The organism is Opitutia bacterium (genome assembly GCA_016217545.1).
Classification (GTDB): Bacteria; Verrucomicrobiota; Verrucomicrobiia; order Opitutales; family Opitutaceae; genus Didemnitutus.
The window spans coordinates 189373-214921 of sequence record JACRHT010000016.1 but is presented as its reverse complement, the minus strand read 5'-3'; the positions used below and the strand labels follow the sequence as shown (position 1 = coordinate 214921).

Annotated in this window: 25 protein-coding genes and 1 tRNA gene; 15 read left to right on the top strand and 11 right to left on the bottom strand. The window is 64.4% G+C overall.

Annotated features, from left to right (window positions below; genetic code table 11):
* Nucleotides 1-15 precede the first annotated feature (15 nt).
* The 5 genes from HZA32_13545 to HZA32_13525 all read left to right on the top strand — a co-directional run bounded on the left by HZA32_13545 (nt 16) and on the right by HZA32_13525 (nt 4099).
* The gene (locus HZA32_13545) at nt 16-591 is read left to right on the top strand and encodes a DUF4252 domain-containing protein (protein MBI5425095.1); all 576 of its coding nucleotides are present in this window, start codon (nt 16-18) and stop codon (nt 589-591) included.
* 43 nt (nt 592-634) lie between these two features.
* The gene (locus HZA32_13540; GenBank protein ID MBI5425094.1) at nt 635-1264 is read left to right on the top strand and encodes a hypothetical protein; all 630 of its coding nucleotides are present in this window, start codon (nt 635-637) and stop codon (nt 1262-1264) included.
* Between the two features lie 164 nt (nt 1265-1428).
* Nucleotides 1429-2583, top strand: a complete 1155-nt coding sequence (locus tag HZA32_13535; GenBank protein MBI5425093.1) for a DNA polymerase IV — start codon at nt 1429-1431, stop codon at nt 2581-2583.
* A 50-nt stretch (nt 2584-2633) separates the two neighbouring features.
* Complete coding sequence (locus tag HZA32_13530; protein MBI5425092.1) at nt 2634-3197, top strand: FmdB family transcriptional regulator; 564 nt, start codon at nt 2634-2636, stop codon at nt 3195-3197.
* 107 nt (nt 3198-3304) lie between these two features.
* Nucleotides 3305-4099, top strand: coding sequence for an inositol monophosphatase (locus HZA32_13525; protein ID MBI5425091.1), 795 nt, complete (start codon nt 3305-3307; stop codon nt 4097-4099).
* Here the strand turns inward: HZA32_13525 and HZA32_13520 are convergent, their stop codons facing one another.
* Nucleotides 4100-5458 (bottom strand): MBL fold metallo-hydrolase, encoded by a 1359-nt coding sequence (locus HZA32_13520; GenBank protein ID MBI5425090.1) that lies wholly within the window; start codon nt 5456-5458, stop codon nt 4100-4102.
* An 84-nt stretch (nt 5459-5542) separates the two neighbouring features.
* Nucleotides 5543-5929, bottom strand: coding sequence for an ApaG domain (locus tag HZA32_13515; protein MBI5425089.1), 387 nt, complete (start codon nt 5927-5929; stop codon nt 5543-5545).
* A 54-nt stretch (nt 5930-5983) separates the two neighbouring features.
* Between HZA32_13515 and HZA32_13510 the strand changes: the two genes are divergently transcribed.
* The 3 genes from HZA32_13510 to HZA32_13500 all read left to right on the top strand — a co-directional run bounded on the left by HZA32_13510 (nt 5984) and on the right by HZA32_13500 (nt 10840).
* Nucleotides 5984-7609 (top strand): formate--tetrahydrofolate ligase, encoded by a 1626-nt coding sequence (locus HZA32_13510; GenBank protein MBI5425088.1) that lies wholly within the window; start codon nt 5984-5986, stop codon nt 7607-7609.
* 124 nt (nt 7610-7733) lie between these two features.
* Complete coding sequence (purH, locus tag HZA32_13505; GenBank protein MBI5425087.1) at nt 7734-9290, top strand: bifunctional phosphoribosylaminoimidazolecarboxamide formyltransferase/IMP cyclohydrolase; 1557 nt, start codon at nt 7734-7736, stop codon at nt 9288-9290.
* Between the two features lie 179 nt (nt 9291-9469).
* A complete protein-coding gene (locus HZA32_13500) occupies nt 9470-10840 on the top strand; it encodes a M20/M25/M40 family metallo-hydrolase (protein ID MBI5425086.1) in 1371 nt (456 codons plus the stop codon).
* 150 nt (nt 10841-10990) lie between these two features.
* On the opposite strand, the gene HZA32_13495 is transcribed toward HZA32_13500, so the two are convergent.
* The 3 genes from HZA32_13495 to HZA32_13485 form a co-directional block, all read right to left on the bottom strand.
* A complete protein-coding gene (locus HZA32_13495; GenBank protein ID MBI5425085.1) occupies nt 10991-11527 on the bottom strand; it encodes an OmpA family protein in 537 nt (178 codons plus the stop codon).
* 78 nt (nt 11528-11605) lie between these two features.
* Nucleotides 11606-12259 carry a response regulator transcription factor gene (locus HZA32_13490; protein ID MBI5425084.1) on the bottom strand — a complete coding sequence of 218 codons (654 nt, stop codon included), beginning with the start codon at nt 12257-12259 and terminating at the stop codon, nt 11606-11608.
* A gap of 142 nt (nt 12260-12401) precedes the next feature.
* A tRNA-Lys gene (locus tag HZA32_13485) sits at nt 12402-12476 on the bottom strand.
* 187 nt (nt 12477-12663) lie between these two features.
* Between HZA32_13485 and HZA32_13480 the strand changes: the two genes are divergently transcribed.
* Nucleotides 12664-13269: a sigma-70 family RNA polymerase sigma factor gene (locus HZA32_13480; GenBank protein ID MBI5425083.1), complete on the top strand. Its 606-nt coding sequence runs from the start codon at nt 12664-12666 to the stop codon at nt 13267-13269.
* A complete protein-coding gene (locus tag HZA32_13475) occupies nt 13266-13958 on the top strand; it encodes a hypothetical protein (protein ID MBI5425082.1) in 693 nt (230 codons plus the stop codon). The genes HZA32_13480 and HZA32_13475 overlap by 4 nt, the downstream gene beginning before the upstream one ends.
* Before the next feature lie 53 nt (nt 13959-14011).
* Here the strand turns inward: HZA32_13475 and ruvA are convergent, their stop codons facing one another.
* The 3 genes from ruvA to HZA32_13460 are packed head-to-tail and all read right to left on the bottom strand — an operon-like array spanning nt 14012 to nt 16246.
* The gene (gene ruvA, locus HZA32_13470) at nt 14012-14611 is read right to left on the bottom strand and encodes a Holliday junction branch migration protein RuvA (GenBank protein MBI5425081.1); all 600 of its coding nucleotides are present in this window, start codon (nt 14609-14611) and stop codon (nt 14012-14014) included.
* 1 nt (nt 14612) lies between these two features.
* Nucleotides 14613-15353, bottom strand: coding sequence for a 4-hydroxy-tetrahydrodipicolinate reductase (locus tag HZA32_13465; protein MBI5425080.1), 741 nt, complete (start codon nt 15351-15353; stop codon nt 14613-14615).
* On the bottom strand, nt 15350-16246 hold the full coding sequence (locus HZA32_13460) for a 4-hydroxy-tetrahydrodipicolinate synthase (protein ID MBI5425079.1): 897 nt from the start codon (nt 16244-16246) through the stop codon (nt 15350-15352). The genes HZA32_13465 and HZA32_13460 overlap by 4 nt, the downstream gene beginning before the upstream one ends.
* Nucleotides 16247-16320: 74 nt before the next feature.
* On the opposite strand from HZA32_13460, the gene HZA32_13455 reads away from it, so the two are divergent.
* From HZA32_13455 to lepB, 5 genes are read left to right on the top strand one after another with little or no spacing between them, the layout of a single operon-like run.
* Nucleotides 16321-17415: a PilT/PilU family type 4a pilus ATPase gene (locus HZA32_13455; protein MBI5425078.1), complete on the top strand. Its 1095-nt coding sequence runs from the start codon at nt 16321-16323 to the stop codon at nt 17413-17415.
* 14 nt (nt 17416-17429) lie between these two features.
* On the top strand, nt 17430-18323 hold the full coding sequence (locus HZA32_13450; protein MBI5425077.1) for a hypothetical protein: 894 nt from the start codon (nt 17430-17432) through the stop codon (nt 18321-18323).
* 47 nt (nt 18324-18370) lie between these two features.
* Nucleotides 18371-19276, top strand: a complete 906-nt coding sequence (gene fabD, locus HZA32_13445; GenBank protein MBI5425076.1) for an ACP S-malonyltransferase — start codon at nt 18371-18373, stop codon at nt 19274-19276.
* Nucleotides 19276-21075 carry an elongation factor 4 gene (gene lepA, locus HZA32_13440; protein MBI5425075.1) on the top strand — a complete coding sequence of 600 codons (1800 nt, stop codon included), beginning with the start codon at nt 19276-19278 and terminating at the stop codon, nt 21073-21075. Before fabD ends, lepA begins: the two co-directional genes overlap by 1 nt.
* Nucleotides 21076-21097: 22 nt before the next feature.
* Nucleotides 21098-22459 (top strand): signal peptidase I, encoded by a 1362-nt coding sequence (gene lepB, locus HZA32_13435; protein ID MBI5425074.1) that lies wholly within the window; start codon nt 21098-21100, stop codon nt 22457-22459.
* A 356-nt stretch (nt 22460-22815) separates the two neighbouring features.
* Here lepB and HZA32_13430 read toward each other — a convergent pair whose 3' ends face one another.
* The 3 genes from HZA32_13430 to cysC are packed head-to-tail and all read right to left on the bottom strand — an operon-like array spanning nt 22816 to nt 25516.
* A complete protein-coding gene (locus tag HZA32_13430) occupies nt 22816-24051 on the bottom strand; it encodes a sulfate adenylyltransferase (GenBank protein ID MBI5425073.1) in 1236 nt (411 codons plus the stop codon).
* Nucleotides 24051-24956 (bottom strand): sulfate adenylyltransferase subunit 2, encoded by a 906-nt coding sequence (locus tag HZA32_13425; protein ID MBI5425072.1) that lies wholly within the window; start codon nt 24954-24956, stop codon nt 24051-24053. The genes HZA32_13430 and HZA32_13425 overlap by 1 nt, the downstream gene beginning before the upstream one ends.
* Nucleotides 24953-25516 carry an adenylyl-sulfate kinase gene (cysC, locus tag HZA32_13420; GenBank protein ID MBI5425071.1) on the bottom strand — a complete coding sequence of 188 codons (564 nt, stop codon included), beginning with the start codon at nt 25514-25516 and terminating at the stop codon, nt 24953-24955. The genes HZA32_13425 and cysC overlap by 4 nt, the downstream gene beginning before the upstream one ends.
* Nucleotides 25517-25549: the final 33 nt, after the last annotated feature.

Sequence of the window (25549 nt, the reverse complement as noted above, 5' to 3'; positions counted from 1 at the left end):
CCCAAAGAACCTCCCATGAAATCCTCGCTCCGCTCCCTCCTCACTGCCGCCACTGTTTCTCTGGCGCTCACTGCCACCGCTGCTTTCGCGGCGGATGAAGAATCCGGTTTCGTCGACATCGGCCAACTCCTCCCGTCCGCCAAGGGACAGTTCGTCGAGGTCAACCTCTCTCCCGCGATGCTCAAGTTCGCCGCCCGCATCGCCAAGCACCAGGATGCCGACGCCGCCGACATTGTCGGCGACATCCAACGCATCCGCGTCAATGTCGTCGGTCTCGACGACGCGAACCGCGCCGCCAACGTCGAGAAGATCGAGGCGGTTCGCGCCAAGCTCGAGAAAGCCGGCTGGCACCGCATGATCACCGTGCGCGAGCAGAACAAGGGCGACGACGTCGCCATCTTCGCCAAGATGAAGGGCGAGGACGTCATCGAAGGCCTCGTCGTCACCGTGATCGATCACAAGGGCGAAGCCGTCTTCGTGAACATCGTCGGCAGCATCAACGCCGACAAGATCGGCGCGCTGGCGGAGAAATACGACATCGAGCCCCTTCGTCACGTGAAGATGAACGCGAAGCTGAAGGCGAAGGCCTGATCGCCCGCGGTCCCGCAACCACGCCACCGTTGACTCTCCGCCCATGAATCCGACGACTCCGCAAACTCCCGCCGCACCCCGCCGCCGCATCTGGCCTTGGGTGCTCGGCATCTGCCTCGCGCCGTTCGTGATCATGGCGGTCGCGGTGGCGAGTTACATCACCCTCGACAGCGACGCCGCGGCCCTGCGCCGCCAAGTGATGAAGTCCACCAACGCGGACTGGCACACGAAAGTCCAGTGCAGCGTCGGGCGTCTCACGCTCGGCGCCGTGCGCGGCGGGCTGCTCTTCGTGCAAAAGCCCGAGATCGTCGACGCGCGCCTCGCGCTCGCCGCGGTCAAGCACGCCAGCGTCGGCGTCTACGAACGCCGGGATCAGAACGGCGAGTGGTCGCGCGAGAAGCTTTTCGTGGACACCGACCTCGCGATGAAAAAGCGCGGCTGGACCCGCTTGGTGGGCGTCTCTGACCGCGGCGAAGCCGAGGCGGTCCTCGTCTACACGCCCGATGATCTCGATGAGGACGAGCCGATCGACATCTGCATCGCAGTCGTCAACCGCCGCGAACTGGTCGTCGTTTCCACGACGGTCGACCCGGAGACTCTGGGCGAATTGGTGGAGCGCCACACCCCGGAGCAGGTCAAAAAGATTGCGTCCCGGCACCAGAAGCTCCTCTGAGCGCGGCGGGGTGCCCCGCCACGGATGAGTGAACTGATTCCCGCCCGCGTTTTTCGACGCGGGCGTTTTTTTGCACGACGCGGAGTTGCGCGGAGCAAATTCCCGCGAAGACTGGCGCCGTGCCCAGTGACCCGCCGAACCGCCCGACGAAGCCGGCCCTGCCGATGATCGTGCACCTCGATGCCGATGCGTTCTTCGTGTCGTGCGAGCTCGCGCTGCGTCCGGAGTTGCGCGGCAAGAAGACGGCGGTGGGCGGACGCGAGCGCGGCATCATTTCCTCGGCGAGCTACGAGGCGCGGGCGGCCGGCGTCTACACGCCGATGCCGACCAAGCTCGCGCTGCGGGTCTGCCCCGACCTCATCATGCTGCCCCACACCGCGGGGCTCTACGGCAAGGTGTCGCGGCAGATGTTCGACCTCTGCGAGACGCTCACGCCGGTAGTGCAACGCAACTCGATCGACGAGGGCTACCTCGACCTGGCCATGTGCGGGTTCAAGACCGCCGCCGAAATCGAGACGCGCGTCCGCGCGCTGCAAAAGCGCATCGGTGACGATTTGCAGATTCCGACCTCATTCGGCATCGCGTCGAACAAGCTCGTCGCCGCCATCGCCAGCAAGGCGCGCAAGCCACGCGGCTTCACCGTCGTGCCGCCGGGGCAGGAGGCGGAGTTCCTCGCGCCGCTCTCGGTGGGCGTGCTGCCGGGCATCGGCAAGAAGACGGAGGAGCGCTTGAAGGCCGCCGGGATCAAGCTCGTGCGCGACATCGTGGCGTTGGACGAGCGGGGGAGGGAGGAAGCCTTCGGGAACTTCGCGGATGAGGTGGCGCGCATGGCCCGCGGCGAGGACGACCGTGTCGTGCACGTCGACCACGAGGACGCGAAGTCGTATTCGCAGCAGGAGACCTTCGGCGAGGACATCTGGGATTTCGCCGAGATCGAACGCATCGCCAAGCGCATGATCGACGACCTCATGCCGTCCGTGCGCAGCGACGGGAAGCGCGCGCGCACGCTCACGGTGAAGGTCCGCTATCCGGGAATGGAGGACAGTTCCTGCGGCCGCAGTTTGCCCGACGCCACGGATCTCGAGGCGCCGTTTTATCCGCTCGTCGGCCCGTTGCTCAAAGCGGCGTGGACCAAGCGACGCCCGCTGCGACTGGTGAGCGTGCGCTTTTCCGGCATCGAGGAGCCGGCGACGCAACTCGAGATGTTCGCCCAAGCCGACGAAAAGAAGCGCCGGCTCGCCGCGGTGCTGGACAAGATGAACACCGGCAAAAAGCCCACCGTGCAGCGCGGCCACCAGCTCGGCGGCGAGCGCGGCTAGTTTCGATTTGAAACTGCGCGGAAGCGCGCAATCCGTGGAGGCGTCACGCCATGCCAATCTACGAGTATTACAGCCCCGACACGAATCGCATCTACTCGTTCTTCGCGAAGACCCTCGCGCAAGGGAAGCTCACGCCTCGCTGCCCCGACAACCCGAAGGCGCGCATGGTGAAACTCGTTTCGAGCTTCGCCGTGGGCGGCACGCGCAAGGAAGAACCTGCGTCTGCCGCGGCGCCGGGCGCGGGCGACGCTGCCGAAGACGCACGGATGGAAGCGGCGATGGGCGCGATGGAGCGCGAGTTTTCCAGCGTCGACGAAAACGATCCCCGCGCGATGGCGCGCATGATGCGCCGCATGGCGGAGCTCAGCGGCGAGAAGCTCGATGAACCGATGGAGGAGGCCGTGCGCAAGTTGGAGGAAGGCGCCGATCCGGACTCGCTCGAGGCGGAGCTGGGCGGGGCTTTCGGTGATGAGGCTGGCGACAGTGCCGATCCGTATGGCGACGGCATGCCCCCGGGTGGCGTGAAGCCGTCGGAACCGAAGGAGGGCAGGGCGAAGTTCAAGGTCCGGCGCCCGCCGCCCACGCGCGACCCGAAGCTCTACGATTACGAGTGACCGCGACGGGCGCGGAACGGAGGGGCGTTGGCGGGTTCCCCGGCGCGAGGCCCGTGCCACGCACTCTGCGCTTGGTTCTTGGGCGTTCTCGTGTTCCTTTGCGCGAAATGTCTTCCGCCGTCGATTCACGCATCGAAGCCGCCAAGGTCGCTGTGCTCGCCGAAACCGGGCGTCTCCACGCCGAGTTCGGACGCACGAAGGCGCACATCAAATACGACGGCACGCGCGTGACGCCGGTCGACATCGCGATTTCCGAGTCGATCCAGGCCGCGATCACGAAGCAGTTTCCGGAGGACCAGTTTTTCAGCGAGGAACTCGCCGTCACCGACCAGCCCGTGCCCGTGACGTCGCGCTTCTGCTGGATTCTCGATCCTATCGACGGGACCAACAATTACGCGAACGGCATCATCTACGTCTCCATCTCGCTCGCGCTCCTCGAGAACGGCGTGCCGGTCTACGGCGTGATCTACGACATGGCGCGCCGCACCCTGATGCACGGTGGTCGTGGCCGCGGTGTGTGGGACGACGGCAAACCCGCGCGCGTGGCGCCCGAAGCGCCGCACGGGCACAGCCTCATCGGCTTTCACTCGCCGGTGGAAAAAAGCTACGCCGCCGAAGGAAAGCGCATCATCGAAGCGTTCAAGATTCGCGGCCTCGGCAGCAGCGCGTTGCATCTGGCATATTGCGCCACCGGCCACCTCGACGGAGTCGTGGAACACAACAACAAGCTCTGGGACATCGCTGCGGCCGCCGCGATGATCGAGGAGGGCGGCGGCACGATCGACTACCTCACGCCGACGCCATTCCCGCTCAAGGAATTTTGGCTCAAGAGCCCGCGCGTCCAATACCTCGCCGGCAACGCCGCGATGGTGGCGAAGCTGCACGAAATCGTCGGGCGCTGATCAGACCTGATATTCCCGCAGCGGCACGGGATCGAGCAGCTTGGTATGCGGGAGCTTCTCGGCGAGCTGTTGCATGAACCATGCGCGCGCCGGCGGGTCGCCGTGCGTGACGACAAGTGAGCGTGGCTGGCAGTCGACCGCGAATTGAAGCAGCTCCTCGCGATCGGCATGGCCGGAAAGATCGAAGCGCTCGATGTGGCAGCGGATCTTGGTCTTCACGTGCGCGGCATCGAACAGGAATTCCTCGCCCTGGCGCGCGGCGAGCAGGCGGCCGCCCGCCGTGTCGGGGTCGCAGTAGCCGACGAAGCAGATCGAATTCTTGGCGTTGCCGACGAGCGCCGAGGCCAGCGTGTAGGACGGCGTGTTGTCCACGACCATGCCGGAGCTGACGACGTAGATGCCTTGCTGCGGCGGCTGCTTGCCGGGTTGGAGATCGCGCGGTGTCTTGCGCACGCCGAGGTCCTTCAGGATCGTGCGGGTGAAGTGCACCTGGCCGGTCTTCCGGGCGATCTCGTCGAAGTAGTCGCACAGATCCATGCCGAGGCCCGAGGCGAAGATCGGCGACTCGACGAGCTTGCCGAACTTCTTCGCGTCGTGGAGCACGGCGAGGATTTCCTGCATGCGACCGAGCGCGAAGACCGGGATCAGCACCGAACCGTCGCGTTGGAGCGTCTCGTTGATGGTGTCGACGAGGCGCGTGACCTCGCGGAGGCGTGAGTGGTCCGCCGGGCGCTCGGTGGCGCCGCGCGTCGTTTCCATCACCAGCGTGTCGTAGCGGGCGCGGGGAAATTTCGCGGGGTTGATCGTGCGCTGAGCTTCAAAGAGGACGTCGCCGGTGAAGAAGATGCGGCGGTGCTTGTGGACGATCTCGACGCCGGCGGCGCCGACGATGTGGCCGGCGGGGAAGAAGGTGAACTCGATCTCCTCGTGCTGGCCGGTGAATTTCTTGGGATTGTTGAAGCCGTGCGCGTGCAGGCGCGGCATGATGCGGTCGATCTCCTCGTGCGTGAAGAGCGGGTAATCCATCACGTTCTTCTCGGCCCGCTCGCGCACCATCACGTTGGCGGAGTTGTGCAGCATGCGATCGATGATCATGCGGCTCGGCTGCGTCATGATCACCGGCGTGTTAGGGTGTTCACGCATCAGGATCGGCAGGGAGCCGATGTGATCGAGGTGGCAGTGCGTGATGATGATCAGGTCGAGCTCAACGTCGCGCAGCGGGGTGATGTCCGGTGCGGCTTGGCGGCCGACCTGCTTCGGGTGCAGGCCGCTATCGATGACGAAATGAAAATCGCCCAGCTGGCAGTAGGTGGAGTTCGCGCCGATGCCGCCGTCGCGATTGAGATCGATGAGCTTCATTGCGGGGCAGCCAAGGAGGCGCACGCGTCCGGCGAGCGCAAGTTAAAGCGCTGGGCGTATTCCGGCCCGCTCATCAGGCGCGCCTCACGCCGGCGGGACCTCGAGCGCGAACTCCGGGATGCGCACGAAGATGTGCGCGCCGAACTCGTCCACGCCGTGAAAGCTGCCGTGCACGCGCGCGTCGGTCGCAGTGACGTGGTAGCTGTTGTAGGAAAAGTGCTCGCCGGGCGCGAGGCGGGGCGTCTCGCCCACGATGCGGTCGCCTTCGATGACGAGGTGCGTGCCGTCGTCGTGCACGACGACCCACTTGCGACCGAGCAGCGTCACCGTGCGGTCGGCGTCGTGGTGGATTGTGAGGTAGTAGATGAACGCGTGCGGCCGGTCCGGCGGCAGCTCGTCTCCTCCATGGCGGTAGACGAGTTTATCTAATTCAACGCGAAGTCCGCGTAATTCCAATGGAGCTGAGGGCATTAGACGTTGAGCGAATTTTCGCTGATTGATTAAGTAGCTTTACCGGAGGACCCCATGAAGAAAATCGCGGATGTCGCGAGGGAGATTGGAATCGCGGAAAAGCATCTGGTGCTTTTCGGCCAAGACAAGGCGAAGGTTTCGCTCGAGGCGCTCGAGAACAAGCCATCGCGAGGGAAGCTGATACTCGTATCAGCAATCACGCCGACGCCCGCCGGCGAGGGCAAGACGGTGACGTCGATCGGCCTCGCACAGGGCATCGCCAAGCTCGGCAAGCGGGCGGCGCTGGCGCTGCGCCAGCCGTCAATGGGCCCAGTCTTCGGCCGCAAGGGCGGCGCGACGGGCGGCGGCCGCAGCACGGTGCAGCCGGCCGTGGACATCAATCTCCACTTCAACGGCGACTTTCACGCGATCACTTCGGCGCACAACCTCCTCGCGTCGATCATCGACAATCAACTTCACCTCAAGCAGACGCGCCTGACGCCGACGCAGGTGCTGTGGAAGCGCGTCCTCGACGTGAACGATCGCGCGCTGCGCAACGTCGTGCTCAATGCCGGCGGCAAGTCCGGCGAGCGCCGCAGCGGCTTCGACATCACGGCGGCGTCCGAGATCATGGCGATCCTCTGCCTGAGCGAATCGATGAGCGATTTGCGCGCACGCCTCGACCGCATCGTGATCGGATTCACGACGGAAGGTGTGCCGGTGCGCGCTTCGGAGTTCAAGGCGACCGGCGCGCTGCTGGCGCTCCTGCGCGACGCGCTGAAGCCGAACCTCGTGCAGACCTGCGAAGGCGTGCCGGCGTTCGTGCACGGCGGGCCGTTCGCCAACATCGCGCACGGCTGCAACTCGGTGCTCGCAACCCGCATGGCGCTCGCGCACGCGGACTTCGTCGTCACGGAGGCGGGTTTCGCGTTCGATCTCGGCGGCGAGAAGTTCATCGACATCAAGTGCCGCCAGACCGGCCTGAACCCGGACGCGATCGTGCTCGTCGCGACGGTGCGCGCGCTGAAGTTGCACGGCGGCGCTCCGGCCGATGCGCTCGCGCGACCTGATTTCGCCGCCCTCGAGCGTGGCCTCGCCAACCTCGAGGCGCACGTCACGGCGGCGCGGAACTTCAACCGGCCGGTTACGGTGGCGTTGAACAAATTCCCGAGCGACACGCCTGACGAGCTCGTGCGCGTGCGCGCGTTCTGCCGTGCGCTGGGCGTGGAGTGCGAAGTCTCCGAGGTTTTCGCCAAGGGCGGGGAGGGCGCACTCGCGCTCGCTGAGACCGTGCTCCACTCGATCTATTCCAGCACGCCTCCGCTGCAATTCACCTACCGCGACGAACAGCCCATCCGCGAAAAAATGGAGGCGATCGCGCATCGGTTCTACGGCGCCGACGGCGTGGACATCCTGCCCGAAGCCGAGATCAAGCTCGGGCTGCTCGAGATTTCGGGATTCGGCAAACTGCCGGTCTGCATGGCCAAGACGCAGAATTCGCTGACGGACGATCCCGAGAAGGTCGGCCGCCCGCGCGGCTTCCGCGTCACCGTGCGCGACTTCGAACTCGCGGCGGGCGCCGGCTTCGTCGTCGCTTTGACCGGGCAGATGATGCGGATGCCCGCGTTGCCCAAGGTGCCGGCCGCCGAGCACATCGACGTGGACGCGAGCGGCGACATCATTGGAATTTCCGGCACCTGAGCCGGACCCTAACCCCGAGCAGGCGAGCGGCCGGCGCGAGTCGGTCGCTCGTTTTTTTCGAGGTGCGCGTGTCACGGAAGTTTTCCCGCTTGCCAGCCTACGCGGCCGTCACGTCCTTAGATTAATGGCTAAGCACGCGCTCCTTTCCGTCTCCGACAAACGCGGCCTGGTGGACTTCGCCACCGCCCTCGTCCGCCAACACGGCTACAAGCTGCTGTCGACCGGCGGCACGGCTAAACTGCTCGCGGAGGCGGGCCTGCCCGTCACCGAGGTGAGCGCGCACACGGGTTTCCCGGAGATGATGGAGGGGCGCGTGAAAACGCTGCATCCGAAGATCCACGGTGGGCTGCTCTGCCGGCGCGACAAGCCCGACCATCTCGCCGCCGCGAAGCAGCACGGTATCGACCTGATCGATCTCGTCGTCGTGAACCTTTACCCGTTCGAGCAGACCGTCGCGAAGCCGCACGTCGAATTCGAGGAAGCCATCGAAAACATCGACATCGGCGGCCCGTCGATGCTGCGCAGCGCCGCCAAGAACCACGAGAGCGTGACCGTCGTGTGCGACCCCGCCGACTACACTGGTGTGCTCGCGGCGTTGACGGCGGGCGAGGGGAGCGCGGAGTTGAAGGCGCTGCGCCGCAAGCTCGCGCTGAAGGTCTTCCAACGCACCGGCGCTTACGACACGGCGATCGCGAAGTATCTCGAAACCCAACAGGACGAACCCGACCTCGAGGCGCTGAGCGGTTTTCCCGCGACCTACTCGCTCTCGCTCAAGAAGGCCCAGAGCCTCCGCTACGGCGAGAATCCCCACCAAAAGGCCGCGCTCTACGGCACGTTTCACGAGCACTTCCAGCAACTGCAGGGCAAGGAACTCTCGTATAACAACATTCTCGATATCACGTCCGCGACCTACCTGATCGGCGAGTTCGAGAAGCCCACCGTCGCGATCCTCAAGCACACGAATCCCTGCGGCGTCGGCAGCGCCGACACGCTGCTCGCCGCGTGGGAAAAAGCCTACGCGACCGACCGCCAGGCACCGTTCGGCGGCATCATCGTCGTGAACCAGACGCTTGGCCAGGACGTAGCGGAGCAGATCAAAGACATCTTCACGGAGGTGATCATCGCGCCGCGTTTCAGCGACGAGGCGCTGGCGATCTTCGCCAAGAAAAAGAACCTCCGCCTCATGATCGCCAAGGGCGGCATCGGCGCCGACGCGCTGCAGGAGGTGCGCTCGGTCGTCGGCGGCGTGCTCGTGCAGGACCGCGACCGCTCGATGGAGAAGATGGCCGGTTGCAAAGTCGTGACCAAGCGCCAGCCCACGCCCGAAGAGTGGGACTCGCTGCTCTTCGGCTGGAAGGTCTGCAAGCACGTCAAGTCGAACGCCATCGTCTATTGCCGCGGCGAACAAACCCTCGGCGTCGGCGCCGGCCAGATGGCGCGCGTCGACAGTTCGCGCATTGCCGTGTGGAAAGCCGGCGAGGCCAAGCTCGACCTGAAGGGCTCCGTCGTCGCGAGCGAAGCGCTGTTCCCGTTCCCGGACGGCTTGCTCGCCGCCGCCGATGCTGGCGCGACCGCCGCGATCCAGCCGGGCGGTGCGATCCGCGACGAGGAAGTCATCAAAGCCGCCGACGAACGCGGCATGGCGATGGTTTTCACCGGCGTTCGCCACTTCAAACACTGAGCAAGCGCAGTCCGTGCACGCGCGATGTGCCCGCGAACGGCGGCGCGCCTCGCGCGGTCCGCGGCTGAATGGATGCGCGGGGCGAGACGGACGCTACTGCGCAAGGCGAAGTCGCTACTAGTCGAACGGCCCGTCGATTTCGACTAGCCGCCGCGAGCGAGTGGGGGCAACCTGCCCGCATGTTCGACCCCGTTGAGAAACTGAAGGAATACGTCCGTCACGCCAGCGTCTCCGCCGATCCGAAGTTCAAGGACGGCATGGTGGGCGCGCAGCAGTTCCTGACCTCATTGTTCAAGGAACTCGGTTTCAGCGTCGACGTCGTGCCGACGCAATTGCACCCGGTCATCGTCGCGAAGCGCATCGTCAACCAGACGTCGCCGCACGTGATCATCTACGGCCACTACGACGTGCAGCCGCCGGACCCGCTCAATCTCTGGGAAACGCCGCCGTTCGAGGCGACGGTGAAGGGCAACCGCATCTACGGTCGCGGCACCGCCGACAACAAGGGCCCGCTGCTCGTGCACGTCGCCGCCGTCGGCCAGTTGCTCGAGGAGCAGCCCGATCTGCCGCTCAACATCACCTTCGTCGTCGAGGGCGAGGAGGAGATCGGCTCGAAGAATTTCAAGGACTTCCTGAAGGCGAACCGCCATCGCTTCGATGGCGACTTCATTTTCATGTCGGACACCGGCATTCCGTCGCCCGACCAGATGGTGATCACGGTCGGCCTGCGCGGCATGCTCGCGTTCGAGATCGAGCTCACCGGCCCAAAGACGGATCTGCACTCCGGTATGAACGGCGGCGTGCTGATGAATCCGTTGCAAGCGCTCGCCGAGCTGTGCGCCTCGCTGCACACGCCGGATGGTCGCGTGAACATCCCGGGCTTCTACAAGAAGGTCATCGAGCCGGAGCAATGGGAACGCGCGCAACTGAAGAAGGCCGGCCTGAAGAAAGACGCTTACCAGAAATTCCTCGGCATCTCGAAATTCCACACGCCGCCCGGCTACAATCCGTTCGAGGCGATCCGCTTTTTGCCGACGCTCGAGTTCAACGGCTTCTCCGGCGGTTACCAGGGCGAGGGCACGAAGACCGTCATCCCGAGCAAGGCCTCGGCGAAGGTCACGTGCCGCCTCGTGCCGAACCAGACGCCCGAGAACGTGAAGAAGCTCATCTTCGACACCGTGAAGAAGCGTTGCCCGAAGGGTGTTTCGATCAAGATCACCGAGCAGCACGTCGCCACGCCCTACGTCGTGATTCCGCCCGATCGCTCCAACACGCCGAAGAACCAGTCACCGAAACTCGCCGCGTGCTTCCGTGCGCTCGACAAGGCGGCCAAGGATGTCTGGGGCAAGGAGCCGCTGTATCTCCGCGAGGGCGGCAGCGTCGGTCTCATCGCCGACATCAAGGAAGTGCTCGGCCTCGACGCGGTGATGATGGGCCTGTTCCTCCCCGAGGACAACCTGCACGCGCCGAATGAGGGCTTCGATCTGCGCGTGATGAAGAAGGGTATCGCCACCAGCAAGAGCGTGCTCGCGCAACTGGCGAAGAGCTGACGCGCTGAAGCGCAGGCGAAACATCGTTTAAACCCCGAGCGGCGCCCGACGGCGCCGCTTTTCTTTTTCCACGAGCGCGCCCCGGGAAATTCGAAAACAAAAAAGCCGCGGCGAACCGCGGCTTGGAAAACTCGGAAGGCGAGAGACGCCTTACTTGGTCAGCTCGATGAAGTCGACGCGACGGTCCTTGGCCCACTCGGCGTCGGAGCCGCCCTGCTTGGCCTCGGTGGAACCCTTCGAGAGGATCTCGAGACGCTTCGAATCGACACCGAGGTGCTCAAGGAAACGACGCACGGCGTTCGCGCGTCGGTCGCCGAGGCCGAGGTTGTATTCAGCAGTGCCGCGCCAGTCGCAGTGGCCTTCGAGGACCATGCGCTTGTCGGCGTTGTCCTTGAGCCACTTGACGGCGGCTTCGAGTTTTGGACGCTCGCGCTCCGGAACGGCGGCGCGATCGAAATCGAAATAAACGGGCTCCACGACGCTCTTGCCGAAGGGAGTGCCTTCCGGGCGTTGAGCGAGCGTGCTGTCCGGATCGAGTGTCGCCACCTTAGTGGGATCGATCGTTTCCGTCGGCGCCATTTGGTTCGCACCGGCGTTCGGATCGCGCACGGGTTTCTTGGAGCAGGCCGCGAGCAGCAGCACGGAGCCGGCGAGCGCGACGCTGAGGAACTTCTTAAGATGCTTCATGGAAAAGAGACGAGAATGGCGCGAGTTATCGGTAATCATCCGGGCGCGGCAAGAACGAAAACCCTGCCGCAGCTGTCATCACGCCCACGCCTGGGAGCGATGATCGATGAGACCTATTTCGAGAGCGTAGCGGGTGAGGCTCGCGACGTCGTGCAGGTTGAGTTTCCGCATGAGGTTGGTGCGGTGATTATCGACCGTCTTGACGCTGATGCCGAGCTTCTGGGCGATCTCCTTCGTGCTGTGGCTTTCTGCCACGAGCTTGAGGATTTCGCGCTCGCGGTCGGTGAGGAGATCGGCGCCGGAAGTGGGGGAGTTGTTCGCGACGACGTTGCGCAGGAGCGCGGCGACGCCGGGGCCGAAATAGGTGCCGCCATTCGCGACGGTTTCGAGGCCCTTCTTGAACTCCGTCAGGCCGGCCGTCTTTTCCACGAAACCGTGCGCGCCAGCCTCGAGCATTTCGCGCACGAGCGCGGGGCTTTCGTAGCCCGAGAAAACCATGATGCGAGTCGTCTTCAACTGCTTCGCGATGCGACGCAGGATGTCCACGCCGCTGAGTCCCGGCAGGCGCGCATCGAGGACGATGACGTCGGGCTTCAGTTCGAGGCAGAGATTGCAGGCCGCCTGGCCATCGCCGGTCTCGCCGACGATCTTGTAGCTGGGATCGATTCGGAGAATCTCCGCGAGCATCTCCCGGATGGCAGTCTGATCTTCGACGATTACGATGCGTTTGATTTGGGGAGGCGTAGCCACGTGGTGTTGGGAAAAATGCGCGAGCGCGAGTGAGAGACTTGGTGTCCGCAGGTAAGACAAGCGGCCTGGAAAACACAACCCGGATGTTTGTGCAACCGAAGTGGCCGCACGCACTTGGAAGGGGTGGTGGGTCGACTGGGATTCGAACCCAGAACCAACGACTTAAAAGGACGCTGCTCTACCATTGAGCTATCGACCCCAAACCCAAGTAAGCGGGCAGTTTATTTTTTCAGATGGCGGGCAAAGCAAGAATTATTTGGCACTTCGCCGCCCAACGCTCAACGTCCGACCCGTCAGGTCGGTCTGCCATCAAACCAATAAACCGGCCCGGAGAATTTTCTGTGGGAACAATTCACGAATTTCCAAATCCAAACGACCCTGAGCACATGACAGCCAAGGCCCAGGAAGTCGCATTGGATCGCATGCTGGTGGAACGCTTCAAAGGCGGGGACTCCGCCGCGTTCGACCAGCTCGTCACCCGTTATTGGGATCGCATCTACGCGATGGTCAACCAGCTCCTGCGCAACCAGCAGGATGCCGAGGAGGTCACGCAGGACGCGTTCATCCGCGCGCATCGCGGACTCACCAATTTCCGCGGCGAGTCCGCGTTCTCCACGTGGCTTTACCAGATCGCCACGAACCTCGCGCGGAACCGCTACTGGTATTGGTGGCGGCGCAAGCGCGACCAATCGATCTCGTTCGACGCGCCCCTCGGCGCCGACAACGATACCACGATCGCCGAACTCATCCCGTCCGAGCAGGAGACTCCCGAAGACGCCACCGTCACGCAGGAATTCGTCAATCGCGTGGCCGAGTGCATGGAGGAGCTCAACGAGAAGCACCGGGAGATTCTCATTCTCCGCAATGTGCAGAACCTTTCTTACGAGGAAATCGCCGAGATTCTCGGCATCAGCGTCGGCACCGTCAAAAGCCGCATCGCCCGCGCCCGCGAGAGCCTGCGCGAGAGACTAGGGGAGGAATTTCAGCAATGAAGGACACACGTTTCACCGAACTGGTGAACCTCTACATCGACCGGCAAATTTCGCCGGACGAGGCCGCCGAACTCGAGTTGGAGATTCAGTCCAACCCGCGTCGCCGCCAGGTTTACCTGCAATACTGCCGGATGCACCGCGCCACGAAGCTCGTCTATGAGAGCTTCCGCGCCCACTCCGAGCAGACCGGCCAGCCCGCCCGCCAGCCCGCGACCATCGCCCACATCCAAGGGCGCATTCGCCAGCGTCGCCTGCGTTGGGCCTACGCCGCCAGCGGCCTTGCCGCCGCAGCCTGCGTCGCCTTTGTGGTGATGCGCTCCAATTTTTCCGACGCCGCGCTCGCGTCGACGGATCTGGCCGCGGCCAAGCCGACCGCCGCCGCTCCGGTGGTGGCGGCAGTCCAGCAACCCGCACCGGTGGCCGTGGCCGCCGCGCCGCAACCGGCCCGCGCCGAGCTTCCGCAGCGTCAGGCTATCGCCGCCGACTACGCGACGCTCCTCGCGTCCCTGCGGCAGGAAGACGATCGCCTGCTCGCGCTGCCCAACGGCACCGCGCCGCGCCTCGACTCGCTGTTCGACGACGGTGTCTTCGACGAACGCAATGCACTCCAACGCCGCGCGAACCTGCTCCAGAAGAGCAAGAATCCGCGCGTGCAGACGGAGTTCACCGCCTTCCAATTCCAGCGCTGAGCGCCCGAAAGTCCTTCGTTGCCCGGCCCGCGTCCACCGACGCGGGCTTTTTCTTAGCCCAGTGCTTTCTTGATCAGCGCTTCGGTCGTCGCCGACGCCCCGAGCGCGACCCAAGCCTGACGCACGGACTTGTCGGCGTCGGCCGCCTTGTAGCCGAGCGCAACCAGAGCCATGACAGCATCGCGGACCTTGTTGTCCGCTGGCGCGGTTGCGTCTCCGCCGGCGGAGGCGGGGACTGCCACTGGCGCGGCGCTGAGCTTGTCGCGCAATTCCATGACGAGGCGCTCGGCGGTCTTCTTGCCGATGCCCGGGCATTTCGCGAGCAACCCGACATCGCCTGCCGCAATCGCGCCCTGCAACACCGGCAGCGAGAGTTTGCTGAAAATGCTCAGCGCCGTCTTCGGACCGATGCCGGAGACTTTTTCCACGAGGAGGCGGAAGAAATCGCGTTCATCCTCGCTCGCGAAGCCATACATCGTCTGCGAGTCCTCGCGATAGACGACGAGCGTGTGCAGTCGCGCCTGCTGGCCGGGCTGGGGCAGCCGTTCGGCGGTCGTCACCGGGATGTGCACCTCGTAAGCGAGGCCGCCGGTCTCGATGACGGCGTGGAGCGGAGTGGCGCTGACGAGCGTGCCGGTGATTCGGGTGATCATTTCACTCCTTCAAGCCGAGGACGTCCTGCATGTCGTAAACGCCGGGTTTCTGGCTCACGACCCACTGCGCCGCACGCAGCGCACCGCGCGCGAAGATCTGTCGGTCGCTCGCCTTGTGCGTGAGCTCCACGCGCTCGCCGAGCGCCGCGTAGATGACCGTGTGATCGCCGACCACGTCGCCGCCGCGGAGCGCGTGCACGCCGACCTCGTTCGTGGAACGCTCGCCCGTGATGCCGGAGCGGCCGTGGCGCAGCGCGTCGGCTGCGGCGAGCTTGCGCTCCTCAAGGATGATCTCGAGCAAGCGCGCGGCCGTGCCGCTCGGAGCGTCTTTCTTGAAGCGATGATGCATCTCGACGACCTCGGTGTCGTAATCGGCACCAAGGATGCGCGTCGCCCGGCGCGTGAGCGCGAACAGGAGATTCACGCCGACGGAAAAATTGCCGGCCCAGACGGTCGGCACCTGCGCGGCGAGCGCGGCGAGTTTCTTCTTCTCGTCCGCCGCATGACCGGTGGTGCCGATGACCAGCGCCTTTTTTTGCGCGACAGCGAGTTCGATCACGCGGTGCGTCGCGCTGTGCGCGCTGAAGTCGACAAGCACGTCGCCGAGCGTGAGGGCGGCGGCGAGATCGTCGCCTGCGTCGACCGACGCAGCGACCGGCAGCTTCAGATCCGCGGCGGCGGCGAGCAGCGCGCGGCCCATGCGGCCCTTGGCACCGTTAATGATGAGGCGGGGCGCGCTCACTTCTTGGCGGCAAGTGCGTCGAGCACGCCGAAAAGGGTTTTGCGATTGGCGTCGAGCAGCGGGCAGAGCGGCGAGCGGACTTCCTCCGAAGCGATGTATCCGGCGCGCGCGAGGGCGGCCTTGATCGGCACCGGGTTGGCCTCGATGAAGATCGTCTTGAACATCGGGTAGAGCTTCCGGTGCAGCGCGCGGGCCTTGGCAAAGTCGCCGTCTAGCGCGAGGCGCACCATCTTGCCGGTTTCCTTCGGATAGAGGTTCGATGCGACCGAGATCACGCCCTGCGCGCCGACGGACATGAACGGCAACGTGAGAGAGTCATCGCCGCTGAGCACCGTCACGGAGTCGCCGCACGCCTGGAGAATCTGGTCGACGCGATCAACGGAGCCGCCGGCCTCCTTGACCCAGGCGACGTGCTTGTAGCGCGCGCGGAGTTTCTCGATCACGCCGACGCTAATCTCGATGCCGCAACGGCCGGGGATCGAGTAGAGGATGATCGGCTTGTCCGTCGCATCGGCGATGGCGCAGAAATATTCGAAGATACCCTGTTGCGTCGGCTTGTTGTAGTAGGGCGCGACGACGAGCATCGCGTCGGCGCCGGCGCGGTCGGACTCCTTCGTGAGGTGGATCGCTTCCTTCGTGGAGTTGGAGCCGGTGCCCGCGATGACCGGCGTGCGGCCGCGCGCGGCCGCGATCGTCGCGCGAATCACCTCCAGATGCTCTTCGTGGTCGAGAGTGGGGGACTCGCCCGTCGTGCCGACCGAGACGATGCCGTCGATGCCGGATTTTATCTGGAAATTCACGAGCGCGCGCAGGTCGTCGTAGGCGACCGCGCCATTCTTGAACGGCGTGACGAGGGCAGTGATGGTCCCGGTGAACGGGCGGCTGGACTTCATGGAGAGTTGTCTCAACGATTGCGAAGTTCGTAGGCAAAACAAGCTTGGCTGCCGGTTCACGCCCAAAATTCCCCATGAGCACAACGGTTCACACCGAGATCATGAACGATCTGTTGAAACTCGCCGTCGAGAGCGGCGCGAGTGACGTCGTGATCAAATCAAACAAGCCGGGCTATCTGCGCATCGGTGGCCGGCTGCGGGCCGTCGAGATGGACCCGATTACCCACGAGCAGGCCGACGCTTGGGTCAGCGAGCATGTGCCGTCGGTGTTCCGGCCGAATTGGGAAAAGGACGGCCAGGTGGACTTCGCGTATGCGGCGGCGGACGTCGGGCGCTTTCGCGTGAACGGTTTTCACCAGCGCGGCACGGTCTCGATCGTGTTGCGTCATATCAAGAGCCGCCCGCCGACTTTCGAGGAGTTGAAGATCGAATCCGACGTGCTCGTGAAACTCGCGCAGGCCAAAGACGGCATCCTGCTCGTCTGCGGCGCAACCGGCTCCGGCAAGAGCTCGACGATGGCGGCGATGATGAACTGGATTAACCAGAATCTCGACAAGCACATCGTCACCATCGAGGACCCGATCGAATACACGTTCAGCGACGACAAGTCCGTCTTCCAGCAGCGCGAGATCGGCATCGACGTGCCGAACTTCGAAATGGCGATCAAATCCGTGCTCCGCCAAAACCCGGATATCATCCTGATCGGCGAAATGCGCGACAAGGAGACGTTCGAGACCGCCATCTCCGCCGCCGAGACTGGCCACTTGGTGTTCTCGACGATGCACGCCGCCACCGTCGCGCAATCGCTGACGCGCCTTTTCGAATTTTTCCCGCCCGAGCAAATCGCGCAGGCGCGCCGCCAGATCGCGGGCTCGCTGCGCGGTTTCATCTGCCAGAAACTCATTCCCGCGATGGAAGGCGGCGGCCGCTTCGCCGCCCACGAAATCATGGTCGCCGACACCACGATCAGGAACCTGATCCTCGAAGGACAGAACGATAAGATCCAACAGCTGCTCGATTCCGGTGCCGACGGTATGTCGCGATCGTTCAATCGCGATCTGCACCGGTTGTTCCGCGAGGGCAAAATCAGCAAAGCCGAGGCCCTTCGCTTCTCGCCGAATCCTCGCGCGCTGGAAATGACGATGAAGGGAATCGGCGCCCCGACGTGAGACACACGATCGCCATGGTTGCTGCGTTCGGCGTCGCGTGTCTCGCCCCCGCCGCAGATGACCCCAACGCGCCGCTCGCGGAGGCCAAGCAGCAGCTCCAGGCGCTGCGCAAGGACGAGGCGGCGCAAAACGCCGCGACGCCCGGCGGCGTGAAACTCGACCTCCCATCGCTCAACACGCCGGAAACCAATGTGCCTGCACCGACTCCGAAGCGCGAAGATCGCGCCGCGCAAGAGAAGGCCAAGGCACGCCGCGACTGGCTGCTCGAGGGTTTCAACAAACTCGAAAGCCGCAAATCGGTCAGCGGGGGAGCCACGAAGGAAGATCGGGACCGGGAGCGCGAGGAGGAGGCGAAGCCGCTCGATCCTTCTGATCCCGACTATTTCCTCCGTCTCTACGAACGTCAGCGCGCGCAGAGCGAAACGCGGCAGCTCGACGCGGCCGGCGCACCCGACACCAAACTCACCCCTTCGGCGGCGGCCGACCCGTTCGCGCCCTTCATGAAGGACTGGCTGGCGAACTCGCCGGTGAGCGACGCGTTGAAGGACTCGATGCCCACGGACGTGGCGACCGGCGGCGCAGCCATGCCGAATGGCGCGACGGACGGGGGCGAATCGCGCGTCACCTCGTCGGCGAACTTGCCGGCAATCGACACGGGCGCGGCGCGACATTCCGCAACGGGCAACCCGTTCGTTCAAGCGCTGGGGTTGCCGTCGTTCGACCAACCGCGGCCGGTTGAGGCGCGTCCGAGTGCCCTCGAATCGGGTGTCTCGCCGGCATCGCCCGCCGCGACGGCGCCGAGCACGGTTTACGATCTCCCGGAGCGCGCGAAGCCCGACCTGAAACTCGCGCTTCCACCGCCGCCGTCGGAGGACAAAAAATACTTCCCGCAGCTGAAAAAATTTTAGGGCTTGGATTCAGCGCGGCGGACCGGTTTAACCGGCCCCTTTCATCTATGTCATTGGCACTTCTTTTCGCAGGGCAGGGCGCCCAGAAAGTCGGCATGGGCAAGTCGCTTTACGACGGCTCCGCCGCCGCGCGCGCGCTTTACGACCAAGCCAACCAAGTGCTCGGCTGGGATTTGAAGAAACTCAGCTTCGAGGGACCCGAGGCGGAACTCACGCAGACCAAGGTCTGCCAGCCCGCGCTGTTCGTCCACGGTCTCGCGGTCGTCGCGGCGCTGAAGGAGCGCGGCAAGTTGCCGGAAGTGAGCATCGCGCTCGGCCTCAGCCTCGGCGAAGTGACCGCGCTGACCGCGGCCGGCGTTTTCGATTTTGCAACCGGCCTCAAAGTCGTGGCGCGCCGCGGCGAACTCATGCAGCAGGCGTGCGAGAAGAGCGTCGGCGGCATGGCTGCGATCATCGGCGAGGAGCGCGCGAAGGTCGCCGAGCTTTGCCGTGAGTTCGACATCGAGGCGGCCAATTTCAACGCGCCCGGCCAGATCATCGTTTCCGGCGAGAAGACCAAAGTCGAAGCGCTCGTCGCCGCGGCCAAGGATAAGGGCCTCAAGCGCGTCATGCCGCTCAACGTCGCGGGAGCCTACCACAGTCGCCTGATGGAACCGGCGCGCGCGGAATTTGCGCAGTTCCTCGAAGGCGTGACGTTCAATCGCCCCGCCTTCACCGTCTTCACCAACACCACCGGCCAGGCCGTGAGCGAGCCGGCACAGATTCGCGAAGCGCTGGTCAAACAGGTCGTGTCGAGCGTGCTGTGGGAAGATTGCATGCGCAGCGCCGTCGCTGCCGGCGCCACGGAATTCTGGGAGTGCGGCCCGGGCGGCGTCCTCGCCGGACTCGCGCGCCGCACCGAGAAGGCGTGGGTCGTCAAATCGTTCAGCGAACTCTCCGAACTTCCCGCTTAATGCCCGATTTGCTCACCAGAAACTTCTGCATCATCGCACACGTCGATCACGGCAAGACGACGCTGTCCGACCGCCTGCTCGAATACACCAACACCGTGTCGCAGCGCGTGCTGACCGATCAGCACCTCGACGCGATGGATCTCGAGAAGGAGCGGGGCATCACGATCAAGATGCACCCGGTCGTGATGCACTACCCGGCGAAGGACGGCAAAATCTACAAGCTGCACCTCACGGACACGCCCGGACACGTCGACTTCTCCTATGAGGTGTCGCGCTCCCTCGCGGCGTGCGAAGGCGCGCTGTTGCTCATCGACGCTGCCCAAGGCGTCGAAGCGCAGACGGTCGCGAATGCGCACCTGGCGTTCAACCAAGGCCTCAAGGTCATTCCGGTCATCAACAAGATCGACCTGCCGAGCGCCAACCTCGAGCTCTGCATCAAGCAGCTCGAGGACATCCTCACGATTCCGGGCGAGGAAGCCATCCTCGCCAGCGGCAAGGCCGGCATCGGCATCCAGGACATTCTCGAAGCCGTCGTCACTCGCATCCCGCCGCCGCGTTGGACCGATTGCGCGGAGTTGCGCGCGCTGGTTTTCGACTCGAAATATGATTCCTACCGCGGCGTCATTTCCTACGCCCGCGTCTTTTCCGGCACCGTCAAGGCCGGCGAAATGATGATGCTGATGAGCACCGGCCAGCGCTCCGAAGTGAAGGAAGTGGGCGTGTTCCGCCCGGCGATGGAGAAGGTGAACGAACTCGGCCCCGGCGACGTCGGCTACATCGTCTCGAACATCAAGAGCACCGACGAGATCAAGATCGGCGACACCGTCACGCATGCCAACAAGCCCGCGGCCGAGATGCTGCCCGGCTACAAGGAAGTGCGTCCGATGGTCTATTGCGGCCTATATCCGCTCGAGTCCGACGACTACGAGAAACTCAAGGTCGCGCTCGGCAAACTCCGACTCAACGACTCGGCGCTCGTCTACCAAACGGAATCGTCCGTCGCGCTCGGCTTCGGTTTTCGCGCGGGCTTCCTCGGCCTGCTCCACATGGAAGTCATCCAGGAGCGCATCCGCCGCGAATACGACGTCGATATCATCTCTACGTATCCGAGCGTCGTCTACAAGGTGACGAATCACGCCAAGGAGACGATCGAAGTCGACAATCCCGTCGATTTGCCGGACCCGGCCTCGATCCTCGAAATCGCCGAGCCGACCATCAAGGCGCAGATCCATATCCCGAACGAGTTCATGGGCGACATCATGAACCTCATCATGGAAAAGCGCGGCTCGCTCGATCACACCGACACGCTCGACGGCGCGCGCGTCATGCTGACCTGCGTGCTGCCGCTCAACGAAATCCTCGTCGATTTCAACGATCGCCTGAAGAGCATCACGCGCGGCTACGGCTCGATGGACTACGAGCTCGGCGAATACCGCGCCTCCGACCTCGTGAAGATGGATATCCTCGTGAACGGCGATCCCGTCGACGCCTTCGCGAGCATCGTGCACCGCTCGAAAGCTGAGATGCAGGGCCGCGCGCTCTGCGAGAAACTCGCCGAGATCATTCCGCCGCAGATGTTCAAGATCGCGGTGCAAGCCGCCATCGGCGGCAAGATCATCGCCCGCGACAACGTTCGCGAGATGCGCAAGGACGTCACAGCGAAATGCTACGGCGGCGACATCTCCCGCAAGCGCAAGCTCCTCGAGAAACAGAAGGAGGGTAAGAAGAAGATGAAGCAGATCGGCAAAGTCTCGATCCCTCCGGACGCTTTCATTCAGGTTCTAAAAACCAACAACTGAGTCAGACGTTTTCCTTTCCGCCGTGTTCGACTTTCTCCTCTCCGAAGAAAAAAAGATGCGGCGCCACGCCGCCAACTGGCTCGAAGTCGCTGAGCGCGTCTACAACTTCCGCCGCGACCAGTTGCCGCCCGCGCAAGTGCAGCAACTCGTCGCCGCGACGGGCGACCTCAAGCTGCGCCTAAAGGACAAGGCCGACGCCTCGAAGCTCAAGATGGCGATCGAGAAGCTCGAGGATGTCCTGCGCCAAACCGGCGGCCGCATTTATCCGACCTCGTCGCTCGTCGAGAACGTCGAGTTCTTCCTCGTTGCCGCGATCGTGATTCTCGGTTTGCGCGCGTATTTCGTGCAGCCGTTCAAGATTCCGACGAACTCGATGTGGCCGACTTACTACGGCATGACGCACGAGCTCATTAAACCGGGCGAGGAGCCCGGCGTGCTCGGACGCGTTGGCCGGTTGCTCGCCTTTGGCGCGACGAACTACCGGGCAATCGCACCTGCCGACGGCGAGATCCTCGTCCCGGCGCTGAAGTTTCAGGATGGCGAGTTCCACGTGGTGTCGACGCAGCGCGCCGGTCGCGCGCTCGGGTTTTTCCCGACGACTTACCGGGTCTACACGTTCCTGGTGAACGGCACTCCGACGGAGATCGAGGTGCCCGTCGACTTCGGTTTCGAACGCGTGCTCGACGAAGCATTTGGCGGCAAGAATCGTCCGTTCACCCGCGTGCTCCGCGAGCAGGCGAGCAGCGGGCGGACGCCGGAATCCTCGATTCTCACGATCTCCGCGGGTGGCCGAACCTTCGATCAGCGCGTATACTGGATTCCCGTGGGCAGGCAGGCGAAGCGCGGCGAACCGATCCTGTCGTTCGACATTCTCACGGGCGACCTGCTCTTCGTCGACCGCATCACCTACAACTTCTTCCCGCCGAAAGTGGGACAGGGCTTCGTTTTCAAGACCGAGAACATCCACAGCGACGCGATGACGGGGCCAAACGGCGAACAACTGCGCCAATACTACATCAAGCGTCTCGTCGGCACGCCGGGCGACAAGATCGAGGTCCGCGAGCCGAAGTTCATCCGCGATGGCGGTGAAAATTCGAACGATCCTGCCGCGCAGCTTTTCCGCAACGGCGCGCCGATCGCGGGCGCTGATGCATTCAAAGCGAATTCTGAGAAGCGCGGACTTTATCCGGGCTACACGAACGTCGGACTGCTCGGCAGCGGCAACGTCGTTGAGGTTCCGGCGAACTCGTTCATGGCGCTAGGCGACAACTCGCCGAACAGCGCGGACAGTCGCTATTGGGGATTTATCCCGGACAAGGACGTGGTCGGCAAACCGCTGTTCATCTATTATCCGCTCACGCGCCGCTGGGGCCTCGCACGCTGAATCGGCCGGTTAGTGGACTTCGGCACGCGCAGCCGCTTGGGTCTTGCGCACTTGTCCGGGCGGGCACGCGCGGCGATCGCAACGGTGACGACCGGGCAGGGGCCTCGCGAGTCAGCCGCTGGACCTCGCTGGTCATAAGTATTTCGTAGGAGCTGGTGTGCCCCGACGCGAACCGACGACGATGTAGTCCGGACGCGCTCGCGCCGATAGTGGAGTCTCCTTGACCGGATCAGCGTCTACTCGGAACAGGCTGTTTTCTCAGTGGAAAGTCGCACAATAAGCATTATGTCCCAAATAAGACTTGTTCGGAAAACCTCCCGACGCACAACCCTTTCGCCCGTCCTTCGGCAACGTCCTTAAGGTGCCAAGATCATGGCGGCTCCGGCGGTGGCGTTGGTCTCCGGGTCGATGATCAGAAGACTCCCCGTCTCCCGGTTCCGTCGGTAGGCGTCGGCGAAAATCACCGCGTCCACTTTCAGCGCCGCGCGCGCGATCGCGTTCATCGGCAACCGGCCGTCAGCCGCGGGCTGTCGCCGCAGCGTGTTCACGTCGATCGTGTAAAGAATCTCCGCCACGCTTCCCCCAACCTCGCGCTCCGCCTGCCGTATCCGGTAAGTCCGCCCAAGCTCCAGCGGACGCTCATCCAGCCAGCAAACCATCGCGTCCAGCTCCGTCGCCGGCGTGGGATGATTGTGCGGTCGCGCGAGCATGTCGCCGCGTTGGATGGCGAACGTCGCGTCGACTTCGAGCGCTACGCTCATCGGATGACGTGCTTCCGCGGTCTCCTCGCCCGCAACGTCGATCCGGCAAATCTTCAGCGGCCGCCCGGACGGCAAGTGAACAAGCTCCTCGCCTGGTCGCAGCACGCCGCTCGCCACGCGCCCCGCCAGAAGGCGCTTCCCGGCCGATTCCATCACGAGCTGCACCGAGAACCGCGCATCGACCAGATTCGCTTCGTTGCGGACATAGAAATTCTCCAAGGCATACAGCAACGGCGTGCCGGCATACCACGGCATCCGCGCCGACCGCTCGACGACGTTGTCGCCGTGCAAGGCGGCGATCGGGATGAACTGCACTTCCACGCCTTCCAACCGCTCTGCGAAAGCCATGACCTGGTCGCGAATCTCGTCAAACCGCGCTTCGGCGAAGCCCACGAGGTCCATCTTGTTCACGCAAACGACGAGGTGCCGCACGCGGAGCAACGACACCAGGAACGCGTGCCGGCGCGTCTGCTCCGTTATCCCCCGCTGCGCGTCCACCAGGAGCAGCGCGACCTGCGCGCTGGAGGCGCCGGTCACCATGTTGCGCGTGAATTCCAGATGGCCCGGGCAATCCGCGAGGATGAACTTCCTTCGCGGCGTGGAAAAATAGCGGTGCGCGACGTCGATTGTGATGCCTTGTGCCCGCTCCGCGCGCAGGCCGTCGGTGATGAACGCCAGATTCACCGCGCTATCGCCGCGCTCGCTCGAGATGCGCTGCAAAGCCGCCCACTGGTCTTCGAAAATCGACTTGGTGTCGTGCAGGAGGCGGCCGAGCAGCGTGCTCTTGCCGTCGTCCACGTTGCCGCAGGTGATGAGACGCAGGATGTCCATCAGAAGTAGCCCTCGCGCTTCCGGTCCTCCATCGCGGCGTCGGAGCGCTGATCGTCTGCACGGGCAGCGCGCTCGGTTTGGCGAGCGGCCGCAACCTCGGCCATCACTTCGTCGAGTGTCTGCGCCGCGGAACGCACGGCGCCGGTGCACGTCATGTCGCCGATGGTGCGGAAACGCACGCGCTCGCCGCGCAGCTCTTCGCCCGGTTGCAGCCACGATTCGTCCGGCAGCGCCAGCAGCGTGCCGCTTCGGTTCACGACCCGGCGCTCGTGCGCGAAATAGAGGCTCGGCAGCGCCAAGTTCTCGCGCCGGATGTAGCTCCACACGTCGAGCTCGGTCCAATTGCTGAGCGGGAAAACCCGGAAGTGCTCGCCGGGCGCCTTGTGTCCGTTGACGAGGTGCCAGAGCTCCGGGCGCTGATGTTGCGGCTCCCAGCGGCCATCGCGATTGCGGTGCGAGAACACGCGCTCCTTCGCGCGGGCCTTTTCCTCGTCGCGCCGGGCACCGCCGAGGCAGGCGTCGAGATTCAACTCGCGAATGGCATCCGTGAGGGTGACGGACTGCAGGTGATTGCGACTCGCGTGCGGCGCGGGGTCAGCCTGGACGCGTCCGGCGGCGATCGAGGCCTCGACGCTCCGGACTTCCAGTCGCCATCCCGTCTGGCGCACGTAGGCGTCGCGAAACTCCAGCGTCTCCGGGAAATTGTGGCCGGTGTCGATGTGCAGCAGCGGGAACTGGGGCTGGAGCGGCGCCAGAGCCTTGCGGGCGACGTGCGCGAGCACGAGGGAATCTTTGCCGCCCGAGAACAGCAGCGCGAGTCGCGGGAAGAGCGCCACCGCCTCGCGCACGATGTAGATGGCTTCGTGCTCGAGCAGCTCCAGGTGATCCAGCGAACGCATGGCTATCGCGCTCCTGTCAACTTGTCCCAAGCGAACGCGCGCAGCCGCGCGCTGCTCTCGGCCACGCTCTCCTGCGCGCTTGGCACCTGGAGGTCGGCGTCCGGTGACGGCTCGAAGGCGGCGCTCACGCCGGTGAATTTCTGCACGTCGCCGCGAGCGGCGGCGGCGTAGAGGTGCTTCACGTCGCGTTGCCGGCAGACGTCGAGCGGCGCGTCGACGAAAACGAACGAAAGCGCGTCCCGCCCGACGATGGACGCCACGAGCGCCCGGTTCTCGTTCAGCGGCGTGATGAAGGCGGCAACGACGCACAGTCCCGAATCGAGTCCGAGCTTCGCGACCTCGGCTGCGCGACGGAGATTTTCGGCCCGCTCTTCGGTCGAGAAACCGAGCCCGCGGCACAATCCGGAGCGCAAGCGATCTCCGTCGAGTTCGAGCACACTGCGGCCGCCCTGTCGCAGGTCGTTCGCGAGCGCGTGGGCGAGCGTGGATTTGCCCGCGCCGGAGAGTCCGAAAAGCCAGAAGACGTGACCCGTGCCAGTCGGACGATGGGGCGCTGCGTTTGCCATGTGTTGGCTAAGACGTTCGTTGAGTTGGGGCGG